Genomic DNA, 13,475 nt, shown 5'->3' with positions numbered 1-13,475 from the left:
AAAATGGCTTTATATTTGCTGTTAATATTGTGTTAATAATACAAAAATGAAAAAATTCATATTTATCCTTATAAGTTTCTCCGTAGTACTTTTCGCATCTTGCGTTAAGTTTCCCGAACCAACCACGGAACCCACTACCAGCAAAATTCCAAGTGACTTTGACTGGAAGACTGTCAAAGATATCAAGTTGAATGTACAAGTTTCACCAGTCTCCGGTATTGCCGATTCTTATATCAGAGTGCTTAAAGTCTATACATCTCCATTACTTAAAGATGGCTCAATGGTTGCGTCCGGTGCTGCCAAACCAGGGGCGCCGTTTAGTGTGACTTTAAGCTTGCCTAAACATCTGAAAACAATATATATTCAAGAAGTATTTCCAACAGGAAGCAGTTCTGTTAAGCCTGTAGAAATTAGCTCTCAAACGCTTAATGTCTCCATGGCAGTCTCTGTTAAAAGTTCAAATGTAATTTCGTCCAATGCATCATTTACATCTCCAACTGTTCCTGTACCATCAAACTATGATGTTGAGATTACAAACAATAGCTCTGTTTCTTTTGTTGGCTTTAGTTCCAGCGAATCTTCAATATACGGAAATACTTATAAATCATATATTATTAAAGAGGGGGTTAACAGAACCGCTTCCATAAGCCTCTCTAACTGGCAAGGACATGCCATTTTATATGTTAAAGGCACATATGATGTTAACAGTGCCAATATTGGGAAGGCATCTCTTGTGATTCTTCCGGGAGGAAAAGTTAAGTTATCAAATAGTCTAGGCAATGGGACAGTAAATGCATCTGCCCCGCCTGTGATTTATATTCATGAAGGAGGCTCCCTCTATGTAGGCAAATCAACAAATATCTCAGGAGGTGCTGTTATCGTAAATAAAGGGACTATTACTGCAAACGATGACTTTGGAATCAACAACTCCAGCATCATTTATAATGAGGGAATAATTCAGATTGATAAAAGCGGGAAAGGCCTTGAGGTTACAAACAACTCCCAGATGTTTAACAGTGGTAATATTGATGTGAAAAAGTTTGAGCTAACAGTTGGGGCATCTACCCTTAATGATACAGGCGGCAGAATAACAACTTTGAACTACTACCAGACAAACCTGAGCGTGATGAACAATCATCATCAAATTGTTGCAACAGGAACTTTTGAAACCTCCAGCACAGCTGTTACAAACAACTTTTGTAATATTACAGCCAACATCACTGATTTAAAAGGGGCCGGAGGCTCTGTTAATCTGCATGGTGGCTCTTTGTGGGAAACACAGACACTTAAAGTTGGAGGAAATACCATAACAATGCATGGAGGCAGTATGATGATTGCCAATAATTTCAGTGAATTATACGGAATGACTCTAACTTCTTCTTCTTCCGAATATTCTGTTTTTAAAGTCACTGGAAGCATGGTAACATTCCTTTACAAAGGATCTACTGTCAGCGGCAGAATAGAGTTTGTTTATTCTAACCTAGTAGAGGGTAGCGGGACAAATGGAAGAGCTAATTACCAGCCTTCGTTTACTGACCCGTTATCTCTTTTGACAAATACTCAATCTAAAAACATAGTTGCCACAACTTGTAATGACGGCAAGGGTCAGATAGTTGCCCCTCCACCAGTAATAACAGATAATGACGGTGATGGCGTTCAACAAAGTCAGGATATAGATGATAATGATCCTTCTGTTGCATTCGCCTCATACTTCCCAAGTCAAACAGGCTGGGCATCATATGCTTTTGAAGATTTGTATCCATGGAAAGGAGATTATGATATGAATGACCTTGTTCTGGCATTTAGAAAGATTATATATACAAACTCTTCTAATATGGCCACCAGAGTTGGATTTAAGTATTCTGTCAAAGCTTCCGGAAGTACTTACTCAATCTCTGCTGGATTTCAGCTTGACCTGATAAATTCTTCAAACATCGCATCTGTTACTGGTCAAAATATAACTGGATCTGCCCCTTTCTCTTTATCATCTAACGGAACAGAATCAGGAGTATCTTTAGCTGTAATTCCATTGTTTAACAAAGTAAGTGATGCAACAAACATTGAGTCATTAAATTTCTTGAATACTGTTCCGGGATCATATAATTTAACTCCTGAAAACACCATACAGATAAATCTATCAACTCCTGTCCAACCGAGCAATTTAACTTCAGATAATTTTAATTTCTTCATAATTGTTAATGCCAGAGGAGATATCCAGAGAGGTAAGGAGGTACATCTACCGGGTTATCCTCCAACTACAAAAATGGATAATGTTTACCTATCCGGGAAACAGCTTCACCCTGTTGATAAATTTAAATTTTCAGATGGAATGATGTGGGGTATTATGTTACCTGTAGTTTTTGAGTATCCTGCTGAACTTAAAGCTGTAAACAATGCTTATCTGAAATTTGAAGCTTGGGCACAATCTTCCGGGGTAGAATATCCTGATTGGTATGTTAATATCCCTGGCTACCGGAATATTGAAGATATATATACTTACTAGAGTATCATAAAAAAAAGAAGGCCGGTTATTATTATCAACCGGCCTTTTTTTAAACACAAACACCTCTATAGTTTAAATATCTTTTCCAAAGGAGCTGCCCAATAATTTCTAAGACCAAAGCCACCAGCTTTTCCTGAAACCCTGTCAGCAAAAATTATTTTCTTTGTTCTTATATCAAAGAATACAGCAATATAATTACCAATTCCATCCTCTTTATTTAGAAGCTCTGCTACATAAAGAACGCCGTAACCGCTATCACTTCCTGTATTAAAGGATTTAATAAGCCGAGCCAAATCAGCATCATCAATTTTAAAAGCTTTATTGTAAGTAGGCATTGCGGCTTCGTCCATTACTCTTGCCCTGTATATAGCCTCATCAATATTAACATTATCAAAACCAAGAGATTCAATCCTGCCCAGTTCTGTAGTCTGAGCGATCTGCCTGATATATTTCCTGAAGAAATTACCATACTGATACTTTTTAGTTTCTGTTACAATTAATTTATTAATTGCTTCAAATGCTAAGGCCGTTTTACCAACATCTTCCTTAACACCAAAGGTCTTTACGAGTGTGAAATCGATTCCGTAGAAATTCATTTTTGGAGTCGGCTGCTCATTACCTCCTCCAAGTGCAAACACCATCCCAGGGAGAAGCACTAATAATGATGCTAAAATTTTTCTCATATAGTTTAGTTTTATATAGTTGGTTCAAATATAAATGTTAATTGCGACTTAAAAACCCCAAATTGTAAATTTTTACCATTTGGGTCATTTTAATAGAAAATCTACAAGCTCAAATGCCTCCTTCTTGACAATTTGCTCTGAATACATGTTGTACAAAATACCCCTGTTAGCTTTTGCAAGAGATTCGTAATCCGGAAGATTTCTGAAGTTATGGATGTCAGACAATGTGTATACAGTTAATCCAAGACTTTTATAATAGGAATAGACCGGACTAAGCTCGTTGAAATAGACTCTTGCACCTTTCCACATTGAAGTTATTATATTTCCTAATGCCTGTTGTCTGAGATGATTCATTATGACATTACCACATTTCTCTATTATTTCAACATATTCATCGTTTGACAGAAACTCTGTTAAAGGGATAAATTTTTCTCCAAAAATATTCTTTCCCGCTAAAGTAATATCTCTTGCATAATTTGTAAAACCCGGACCTCCGTATGAAAGGGGGCAAAAAATAAGTTCTTTATCAAAATCTAATTTACTAATTAAACTAAAAGTATCTAAATGGTTATTCTCAATAGTAGCAGAGTTGCCTAACAAAAAATTATCCCCGACGCAAAAAGAATTAAGGTCTCCTGCAACAAGCTTTTCTATTGTAGAGTATCTGAAAGGAACATCTACTACTTTAGGATTAATCCACTTTTTTACAAGATCAATCTCTGGCGAAATGATTGTTGAGATACTTGCAAACTTTTTGCAATAACTCAATGTCCTATGTATAGGGGACTTTTTGAAATGAGTAATTATATATAGAATATTATAAACATATGGATAGTTGTCATATATAAACCGCGTAAAATTTTTTATAAAAGTGCTGTTTCTCTTTAAATACTCCATTGATATTGGGAGTATGTTCCGAGACAGGCCGGGAAATGAATATAAATCGGCACCCCAAATCATCCAGTGATATTTCAGCTTCTCTTTTCTGTTAGCTAAAAAGTCAATTTTATACTGATTAATAATATTATGGAATATAACAGCACAGAATCCAGACAAATCCGGCAGCTGAGATTCAATAGCAGGTGCACCAAACTCGGCAATAATAATTCCTGAATTACATGATTTAACATATTTAAACTCCCTAAATCCTGAGTTAAGTTCAATATAATATATGTTCCTGGATGGATAAATCTCTTCAAAAATCTGAATTACATGATCAGTAAACTTTTCATCAGATAAAAGATGAAGAATATAGTTCCCATCACTATTTATTTCTGCCGGAAGCATCAGTCCCTCCCTTTTTTAAAATAATTTCACAGATCAGGTCAACAATATGTAGCGGTAAATCAGGATAAACGGGCAAACAGATAACCTGAGCAGAGATTCGTTCAGCAACAGGCAAGTTATCTGGATTTGCGGATTCTAACCCTCTGTATGATGGGAAATGGCTAATCAAAGGATAAAAATACCTTCTTGCATAAATGTTATAACTTTTTAAAATCTCGTAGAGTTTATCCCTTGATACCCCATAATGATTAACATCAACTAAAATAGGGAAGTAAGCATAGTTATGTTCAATCTCTGGTAAGTCATTTAACACAGATATGCCTTTAATATAACTAAGATTATCTCTATATCTTGATGATATTATCTTTCTCTTGTGTATATATTCATCAACATATTTAAGTTGAAGTAAACCGTAGGCTGCCTGCAGTTCATTCATCTTTGCATTTATTCCGGGCTCAATAACGGTAACTTCATTTGCAAACCCAAAATTCTTCAGATAATCAATTCTTTTCTTGGTTTTCTCATCAGGACTTATTATTGCACCTCCTTCAATAGAATTGAAAACCTTCGTGGCGTGAAAACTAAGTATAGAAAGGTCCCCATAGTTTAAGACTGATTTACCCTCTCTCTTTACAGCAAATGCGTGTGCAGCATCATATATTATTTTAAGACCATATGTGTCTGCAATTGTCTGTAATTTCTCTATCTGACATGGATTTCCATACACATGAACCGGCATTATTGCAGTTGTCTTAGGCGTTATTGCTGCCTCCAACTTTAATGGGTCAAGAGTAAAAAACTCCTGTTCAATATCAGAAAAAACAGGTTTTATATTATTCCACCAGAGTGAGTGAGTTGTTGCTACAAAGCTGAAAGGCGTTGTGATTACCTCTCCTGTAACTCTCAGGGCCTGAATAGCAGTCATTAGAGCCATTGTGCCGTTACTAAAAACAGAGATATGATTCACTCCAAGATATTCGGCCAGTGCTTGTTCAAATTTCTGGTGATAGGGTCCATTATTTGTAATAATTTTACTTCTCCAAATTTCTTTCAGATATAAATTAAACTCCTTAAGCGGCGGCAAAGCTGGTTGTGTTACATAAACCGGGTGTGCTAACTTTTTCATTATTTGCTATTTAATTAACATAGCTGAAATCTAATCTGGTGTATAGACTATCTTTAACTGATGGTATATGCCAATCCGATCCAATACTTATCTCTCCCTCAGCCCAAGTTTTAAAATTGGGGTACGCATTGTAAATTTTTACAAATTCCTGTTGATGCCTGATTGACTTATCGCTTAAAATTGCCCACACCCAGTTGTCAACTGTAGAAAAATCCCCAGTCATTGTAGCCAGTAGAAACTGAAAATTAAAATTATCTGTTGGTTTCTGCCCTTTAAAATGAACCTCTCTTCCTCTCTGACCAAAAACAGCGAATATATCTAGATTGAATTTACCTTGTTGTAATTCTTCAAGAAAAGTAAAATTAGATGCCGGCATCTTGTCTTCTGAATTAAATTCTACTGTCACTGAAAAGTTTTCAGGCTTTACCTCCTGATCAATATTTCGTACATTAATGAACAATTGTGTTGTTTGTGCAAAGTTTGATCTGAAATCACCTGTAATTGGTATGACTTCGTATTTACTCTGACCAACTTCTGGGGTATATCCATCTTTTGTGCTATTCACAGAAAAAAACCTGGATAATCTGGGATCAGAGGAATGAATAATCTCCTTTACAATTGAAACCTTCTTATCAAGGGAGGAGATTGTAGCAGCCAAGCCAATAGCCTGGTATGAACTTCCGGCAGCCCTGGGCTGGATATTCATTCTAAATCCTAACACTCTGGCCTGATTATCAAGAAAATATTCAATATTTAATCCAAATACAACATCATTCATATCCATATCTCCTTTGATTGGAAAGAGATCTTCAAACATTATGGTAGAATATTTTCCCTTTGCCGGGAAGTATATTACTTCTTTAATATTACCTGACAAAGCCTTGGTTAATGGATTACTTTCCTCGGCAATAATTTTAAGAGTATCATTCATACCAACATTAATTGAATAATCACCAGGAGGGATGAAAAATGCAACAGTATCACCATCTTCATTTAAAATTGTTGAAATGGAATTTACAGAAACAGATTTTGCTTCGATTGACTTCCAGTTGAAATCAGCCGGGACAACAAGAGGCGATACATAATTCTCCTCCGGGAACTTCACGCACGAAGCCAGGATAAGCAAAGAAATTACTATGGCACAACTTCGCATAATCAAAGAGTTAATATTTTTCAATTTCTGTGATAGCGTGAATATAACAAATTATAACCTTATTGGCAACAAATACTATTGAAGATTACTCAGATTGACTGTACCAACAATGTTTTTCAATGTTATATCTTTTTATAATTTTTGCCGGCACTCCTGCAACAACACAATAATCTTCTACATCTCTGGTAACTACACTTCCGGCAGCAACAACAGAGTGTTTACCAATTTTCAATCCCTTGGTAATTACTACATTTGCTCCTATCCAGGAGCCATCACAAATTGTAACCGAAGATGAGGAGATACCCTGTAGTGAGACCGGAGTATCAATATCATCATATTTATGATCCATACCTGATACTACAACATTCTGAGCAAGCATTACATTGGATCCAATTGTGACTGGGCCAATAATAGTGTTTCCTATCCCAACTCTTGAATAATCACCAATTTGAACATCTCCAACCATATTGTTTATTACAGAGAAACTCTCAATTACAGAGGATCTGCCTATAGAAAATTTTCTAAAGGGGACTATATCCATTCTTACACTAGAATATATAACTGATCCAGCGCCTCTTTTAATATAGAAAGGCAAAAGGATTCTAAGCCACATACGAGGTCTTGTCCTGACCTTACTAACCATTAAAGAGAGTAAAAATTTCTTTAAGCGAATATTATTAGTGAGAGTTTGTTCTATTATTTTCATTTCATCAGCCTTTTCTTTCTGATTTCTCCCATGTTCCCTTCCCCCTATTTTTCATCAAATATACAAAACCCTTTACAACACAGAAATTCATAAAGATAAAATAGTACGGGATAAAAAAAATCTTAATCTTAACTTTTCTGTCTTGATTGAACTTTCCTATTAATGCAAAAAAATAAATCACTAGCTGCATTAGAAGAAGATAATCATATATCGACGAATTATCAACTAGTGAAAGAGAGATGTTGACAGGGAGTAAACAAAACAGAGCAATTGGAGTGACAGTCCATCGCAGGACTCTGTGAGATATGAACTGTAACCAGGTACGGGGATGAGCAATTGGATTTAAGAGATTTTTAAGAAGTTTAAATGACTGAATCCCTCCGGCAGCAATTCTAATCTTTCTTTTTTCCTCTTCAACCATGTTAAGAGCGCCTTTCTCAACTGCGTATGCATCTTTACAATAATAAATTTTGTATCCACCCTCTACAATTAACATTGACAATATAAAATCATCCAATAAAATTGAAGAGGGGATTGTTTTATATAACTCCGTTCTGATTGCATATAGCTCTCCTGCTGCTCCCATAGAACTATAGAGCCTGGAATCCAAATCCTTAAGAAAAGACTCGTATTTCCAGTAAAAACTCTCTCCACTTGAAGAGGCTATATCTCTCCCTTCTGCTGCTATTCTTTTCTCTCCTGCCACACAACCAATACTATCATTTTCAAACGGTTTTATAAGATTTAGCAACGCATCTTTGTTAAGCATTGTATTTGCATCAGAAAACACAACAAATGGAGTATCAATAAAACTAATTGCTCTGTTAAGGGCGGCCGTTTTACCCTTCCTTTCCGGTTCAAAAAGAATCTTTACATCCTTATAATCATTTAGCAGCTTATTTGTTCCATCATTGCTTCCATCAGTAATCCAAACAATTTTTAGCCTTCCTTCAGGATAAGATAGCTCGTGTGAATTTTTCATTTTTTTGGTTATTACCGCCTCTTCATTATAGGCAGCAATAAGCAATGTAACATCAGGGAACTCCTCTGAAACCCTAATGTTTTGATTTTTAACAATAAATAGCTCTTTGATTTTTACTAATATAAAAAGAACTATCCCATATCCTATATATGTATAAAATACAATAATCAACAATATCCAGAAAATAATTTCAATCATCATAAGTATAAATATTATCTAAGACCCTTTTCATCTGAATATCCCAGGAGAGACTATCAATAATTGAGTTTCTGATATCATCCGGAGTCATGTTAAATTGATTCAGAAAATTCACAATTGCAGATATATCTATAGAAGAATCATCAGCTGATACTTTTATTATATATGGCATTCCATCAAAGTCCTCATCCCTTTCCGAATATAGGAACGGAATACCCCTTGCAGCATACTCTCTGTTTTTCAGCGTTTTAATATTTGTAATATTTGTTCTGTGTCTTGCAAGACTTGCAATTCCAAAGTGTGCTGTATTGAATGCTTCATCTAGCATTTCTCCATAAAGGTAACCGTAAAAGTGAACAAACTCGCTTAAGCCCAAATCTATTGTTAGTTGTTTTAGCCTTTCAATTTCAAAAGTATCTCCGTCCCCAACAATATTAAAAACAACCCTAACTCCCATTAAAGAGTTTCTGTAATAATCATCTAAACCTAAAATAACTCTATCGAAACCATGCCAGATATGAATATCAGCAACTCCCAGAAGAACAATATCCTTTGTTGCGTCTGTCACTCTTTTTAAAGGTACAGCACTAAAGTCTATTCCGTTAGAAATTTTAATTGTTGGAATTCCATGTATAAAATCAGAAAGAGAAAATGTAACTGCTCTATCTACATATTTCCTTAACTGAGACCTGAATAACCTGTTTACAAGAAATATCATTCTTGTCTTTAATGCCCCGCCTCTGACCTCAGAATCGTAGGGGTAAGTAGGAAACTCTAAAACAATTTTTACTCCTCTAATTTTTAGACTCTTAAACATTTTTAAAAGTTGAGGCGTAGTATTATAGAAACTCCTGATATACAACACATCAATCCCTGCCTCTATTATATAATCTGTCAGTTTTCTATACTTAAACCATTTTGTAAATCTAACTTTCCAACCGCTCCCCAACTCATCTATATCAACATCACCACAAACTCTGCACTGCTTACCATCATCGTATATCTTCAAATGACACAACTCTACATCAACACCCAATTTTTTTAGAGCATTTGTCTGATAAATTATTTTCTTACTGATTCCGCTATGAGGGCTCAATTCAAAAAAATGTAAAAAAAAGAGTTTCATCTTTTTAACTTTTTAATTAAAGATACAATTGCCCCTTTTATATCATACTCACCACATATCTGAATAAATAACAAATATAGAAAGACTGACAAAGAGCCATTTAAAAATAATCTTAAGACTACATTTTCTGTTTTAAACACATAATCAAAAATCAAATTAAAGCCCGATAAAAGAATGGATAACAAAAGAGGTGAGGAGAAATGTTTAAGAAAAAGGCTTAATCTTCTTTTAAGAATACTCTTATACATTACAAAGTATATTATTAGAAAATTCACAAGAGATGTTATCGTTATTGACCATGCAACAGATTCAATTGTGCCAAAGATTAATACAGAGAGAACAACAGTAAGTAAAGTAATTAATGATGTTGATACTCCATATATAAATAGATGTTTTGTTGAGTTTGAAGCTTGAAAGATTGATCCGGAAGTTGAAAGAATAATTTGAAAGCCTACAGAAAAAGAGAGTATTTCAAATGAGGGAATTGATTGAAGCCAATTATTTCCAAACATAATTATGACTAACTCTTCAGCAGCGAAATAAAGAAAGACTGAGAGGGGGAATCCTATAAAAGCGAGCACTCTAACCATTTTCTCATAAGAAGTAGCCATTTTTTCCAGGTTACCCTGAAGATCAGAAAAAACAGGATGAATTACAGGACTCATTACATAGGTAATGTTTTGTATAGGCAGCATCATTAATCTGTAAGACTTTTCATAGAATCCCAGCATGTCCATACCTAATCCTTTACCAATTATAAGTTTGTCCATACTCTTAGAAAAGAAGTTAAAAGTACTGAATAGAAACTGGTAAAAAGAGTAGGAAAATATTTTTCGCACAGATTCAAGACCTAAGCTGGCACTAAGTTTTTGTGGAAATCTGTTGAAATTAAGAATAAAAATTATTACGCTCGAAAAAACGGGAGCTATAATAAGAGCATAAATTCCGGCACCCATTAACGCTGCTACAATAGATGCAATTCCAACAATCAGCTGTACAGAGAATGATCTTATTGCAATGAACCGAAATAATTTATCCTTGTAGATTAATGCATTAGGCACTACATTCAGTGTTGCAAAGAAAAGATTTATACATAATAATCTTAAAATCGTGAGTAACTCTTGGCTCTCATAGAACAGTGATACTGGCTTAGCAAGGAAATAGAATCCTATTGAAAGTAGTAATCCAATCCAGAAAGTAAATGAAAAGATGTTATTGTAGTCATACTCATCTAAATTTCTGAACTGAACAATAGCTGGTTCAAATCCAAAACTTGAGAACATGCTCAAAAAAGAGATAATTACCGTTGCTACTGTTGCTATACCAAAGTCCTCCGGGGGGAGTAATCTGGCAAGAATTGCTGTAACAATAAGGGCAATTACCATCCCTGAGTATTTAGCAATAGCTGAGTATGCTGTACCTGCAATTAATTGTTGTCTTAATGAATTCATTCCATTGATTCATAAATTGATTTCAGCCTTTCAGCTGCATTTTTCCAAGAGAAATGTTTTGCCCTTTCCAATCCATACTCTACTTTACTGGTGTAATAATCAGAATCATTCAACAGTTTGCATATTTCTTCAGCAATTGTGTAATGATCATCCGGATTAATAAGGATTGCATTCACACCTGCAATTTCAGGCATAGCAGATCGTTTTGAAGTAATAACAGGTGTTCCGCAAGCCATAGATTCAAGAATAGGAATACCAAAGCTCTCTCTCAGAGAAGGGTAAAGAAAAATCTTTGCAGCAGAATAAATGTATGGCAGATGGTTATTGTTTATATAACCCGGCGTATAAACAAGATCAATTACATTAGATAGATTATATTTCAGAAGAATTGAATCGACAATCTCTCTCTTAAGATCTGCAATAAGCAGAGGAAGTGGCTTTTCTGTTGCAGAACTAACATATTCTGCATAGGCTCTTAGAACATTGTCCGTGTTTTTTTTGGGATCAGTATTACCCAGAAAAAAAATAAAATCTTTTTCAGGGATGTATAATTCTGATATTGACCATGGGTTCTCTCTCCTTATAAAATGTTTACTTAATCCGTTATATACCGTTGTAATCATCGTATTGTCTATCCCTGTCACCTCGCTTATTCTGTTCGCCTCATAATCTGAAACAGTAATGATTTTCTTACAATTCTTCAAAACAAAAGGGACTATGAGTTTTCTGTAATACCATCCAAAAGTTTGATAAAGAGATTTTCGTGGCGCATCTCTTTTCTCTAAAAAAATAACATCATGAAGAGTCACAATCATTTTCTGTTTGCAAGCTACCGGCCCTGTATTACTCGTACAATGAAGCAAGTCTGGCTTGATTTTCCAAAGAATAAAAGGCAGTGCTATTTGTTCCCAAAATGGGTAGAAGGAACAATTAATGGAAATTATCTTAAAATTCAAAGTCTCATTAATAATATTACAATCCTCCCCTCTTGCAGTAATAATAAAATATTCATTAGCCGTATCAAGTTTCTGAAGCTCTTTTATAGTTTCTAGAGCAACAAAATCCATCCCGTGTTTATTCTTCCTGAAAATCCTCTGTGCTTCAATTGCAATTCTCATCCTTTTGATAATTTTTTTCAGTGTGAATAAATCTGCTATATACACCCTGCACCTTAAAAATATTTAAAAACATTAGAATAAAAAGGTAGGGAAGATTCCATAATGCCACAAGAAGCCTTTTATTAAAAAATTTGGCAGGTATAGATATAATAAGCGAGAACAATAATAAAAAAAGAAGAACAAACCACTTAATCGAAATGGCAAAGTAAAATAGAGCCAAAATAAAAGCAATGCCAGTAAGAAACCCCATTATTAGCAATCTTGGAAGAAACAGCCACTGAATTATCTTATCCGCATATGATATATTTCCCGAAAACAGGGCAGAGGGCAAATCCCAGATAACTGATTTTAGGGTCTCAATCTGTGAAGCAAACCATCTTCTTCTCTGTTTATAAAAGATTCCACTTTTTTGAATCTTTTCATCATATACCAGCACATTTTCAAGATAATCAATGAATATTCTTTGTTTAAGCAGTAGTGCTTCAAGCTCTCTCTCCTCAGGCATTGTCCTGAATTTTTTTATGTTTTCTCTAAACCAATTGTATTCAAATGCCATTCCTGAACCTATCAATGCAGCTGAGAGACCAAAATTAATATGCCCTTTTCTGAAAATTGAATTGTTTATCTCCTCACTGATTGCGTCGAGAATTGCTATGCTGGTATTAAGATTTTTTGCCGTTCTATGAGCCTGAACAGCCTTGGAACCATTACAAAAAGCATGGTTAATATCTGTCAAAAAGGAGGTTTCCACTTTGTTGTCGGCATCCATAACTACAACCACATCATATAAGCTGTCTCCTAATTTGTCAATCGCTAAATTCAGAGCTTTTGCTTTTGTACTATTTTCATAATTTGCTTCAAAAATGGTAACAGATAACTCCTTAAGAGAATCATTCGTTTCAGTCCTCATTTTATCAGAAATTACAACTACTTCAAATCTATCCGGGGGATAATCCTGTTTTAAAAAATCCTTAACGGAGTCTATTATAATCTCATCCTCCTTATATGCAGGAAAAAGAACCAACATCATTCTTTTCTCATCCAGATGTATAATACTTTTCAATTTGCGCTTCTTAAGTGATGCCAAACTGAAAACTAACAGGTACAGTACAATCAACAAAAAAAATAAAAAAAGAATCCAA

At 34.8% G+C, this 13,475-nt stretch carries 11 protein-coding genes; 1 reads left to right on the top strand and 10 read right to left on the bottom strand.

Annotated features, from left to right (window positions below; all coding sequences use genetic code 11):
* Nucleotides 1-46: 46 nt before the first annotated feature.
* Nucleotides 47-2,503 (top strand): LruC domain-containing protein, encoded by a 2,457-nt coding sequence (locus U5907_07530; GenBank protein ID WRQ32427.1) that lies wholly within the window; start codon nt 47-49, stop codon nt 2,501-2,503.
* Nucleotides 2,504-2,568: 65 nt separating this feature from the next.
* On the opposite strand, the gene U5907_07525 is transcribed toward U5907_07530, so the two are convergent.
* From U5907_07525 to U5907_07480, 10 genes are all read right to left on the bottom strand, one after another.
* The gene (locus U5907_07525; GenBank protein WRQ32426.1) at nt 2,569-3,186 is read right to left on the bottom strand and encodes a hypothetical protein; all 618 of its coding nucleotides are present in this window, start codon (nt 3,184-3,186) and stop codon (nt 2,569-2,571) included.
* A gap of 84 nt (nt 3,187-3,270) precedes the next feature.
* Complete coding sequence (locus tag U5907_07520) at nt 3,271-4,473, bottom strand: TDP-N-acetylfucosamine:lipid II N-acetylfucosaminyltransferase (protein WRQ32425.1); 1,203 nt, start codon at nt 4,471-4,473, stop codon at nt 3,271-3,273.
* The gene (locus tag U5907_07515) at nt 4,451-5,599 is read right to left on the bottom strand and encodes a DegT/DnrJ/EryC1/StrS family aminotransferase (protein ID WRQ32424.1); all 1,149 of its coding nucleotides are present in this window, start codon (nt 5,597-5,599) and stop codon (nt 4,451-4,453) included. The genes U5907_07520 and U5907_07515 overlap by 23 nt, the downstream gene beginning before the upstream one ends.
* Before the next feature lie 10 nt (nt 5,600-5,609).
* A complete protein-coding gene (locus U5907_07510) occupies nt 5,610-6,752 on the bottom strand; it encodes an LruC domain-containing protein (GenBank protein WRQ32423.1) in 1,143 nt (380 codons plus the stop codon).
* 85 nt (nt 6,753-6,837) lie between these two features.
* On the bottom strand, nt 6,838-7,458 hold the full coding sequence (locus U5907_07505; GenBank protein WRQ32422.1) for an acyltransferase: 621 nt from the start codon (nt 7,456-7,458) through the stop codon (nt 6,838-6,840).
* Between the two features lie 4 nt (nt 7,459-7,462).
* Complete coding sequence (locus tag U5907_07500; GenBank protein ID WRQ32421.1) at nt 7,463-8,641, bottom strand: glycosyltransferase family 2 protein; 1,179 nt, start codon at nt 8,639-8,641, stop codon at nt 7,463-7,465.
* Entirely contained in the window at nt 8,631-9,764 is a 1,134-nt protein-coding gene (locus tag U5907_07495; GenBank protein WRQ32420.1) for a glycosyltransferase family 1 protein, read from the bottom strand. The genes U5907_07500 and U5907_07495 overlap by 11 nt, the downstream gene beginning before the upstream one ends.
* Nucleotides 9,761-11,215 carry a lipopolysaccharide biosynthesis protein gene (locus U5907_07490; GenBank protein WRQ32419.1) on the bottom strand — a complete coding sequence of 485 codons (1,455 nt, stop codon included), beginning with the start codon at nt 11,213-11,215 and terminating at the stop codon, nt 9,761-9,763. Before U5907_07490 ends, U5907_07495 begins: the two co-directional genes overlap by 4 nt.
* The gene (locus U5907_07485; GenBank protein WRQ32418.1) at nt 11,212-12,333 is read right to left on the bottom strand and encodes a glycosyltransferase family 1 protein; all 1,122 of its coding nucleotides are present in this window, start codon (nt 12,331-12,333) and stop codon (nt 11,212-11,214) included. The genes U5907_07490 and U5907_07485 overlap by 4 nt, the downstream gene beginning before the upstream one ends.
* A complete protein-coding gene (locus U5907_07480) occupies nt 12,317-13,396 on the bottom strand; it encodes a glycosyltransferase (protein ID WRQ32417.1) in 1,080 nt (359 codons plus the stop codon). Before U5907_07480 ends, U5907_07485 begins: the two co-directional genes overlap by 17 nt.
* Nucleotides 13,397-13,475 lie beyond the last annotated feature (79 nt).

Source organism: Bacteroidales bacterium MB20-C3-3 (genome assembly GCA_035609245.1).
GTDB lineage: Bacteria > Bacteroidota > Bacteroidia > Bacteroidales > UBA932 > Bact-08.
This window is presented reverse-complemented; position numbering and strand designations above follow the sequence as displayed.

Bases quoted from the DNA above. Each gene is read 5' to 3' on its own strand.
- U5907_07530 (WRQ32427.1), top strand. From the start codon at position 47: ATGAAAAAATTCATATTTATCCTTATAAGTTTCTCCGTAGTACTTTTC.
- U5907_07525 (WRQ32426.1), bottom strand. From the start codon at position 3,186: ATGAGAAAAATTTTAGCATCATTATTAGTGCTTCTCCCTGGGATGGTG.
- U5907_07520 (WRQ32425.1), bottom strand. From the start codon at position 4,473: ATGCTTCCGGCAGAAATAAATAGTGATGGGAACTATATTCTTCATCTT.
- U5907_07515 (WRQ32424.1), bottom strand. From the start codon at position 5,599: ATGAAAAAGTTAGCACACCCGGTTTATGTAACACAACCAGCTTTGCCG.
- U5907_07510 (WRQ32423.1), bottom strand. From the start codon at position 6,752: ATGCGAAGTTGTGCCATAGTAATTTCTTTGCTTATCCTGGCTTCGTGC.
- U5907_07505 (WRQ32422.1), bottom strand. From the start codon at position 7,458: ATGAAAATAATAGAACAAACTCTCACTAATAATATTCGCTTAAAGAAA.
- U5907_07500 (WRQ32421.1), bottom strand. From the start codon at position 8,641: ATGATGATTGAAATTATTTTCTGGATATTGTTGATTATTGTATTTTAT.
- U5907_07495 (WRQ32420.1), bottom strand. From the start codon at position 9,764: ATGAAACTCTTTTTTTTACATTTTTTTGAATTGAGCCCTCATAGCGGA.
- U5907_07490 (WRQ32419.1), bottom strand. From the start codon at position 11,215: ATGAATTCATTAAGACAACAATTAATTGCAGGTACAGCATACTCAGCT.
- U5907_07485 (WRQ32418.1), bottom strand. From the start codon at position 12,333: ATGAGAATTGCAATTGAAGCACAGAGGATTTTCAGGAAGAATAAACAC.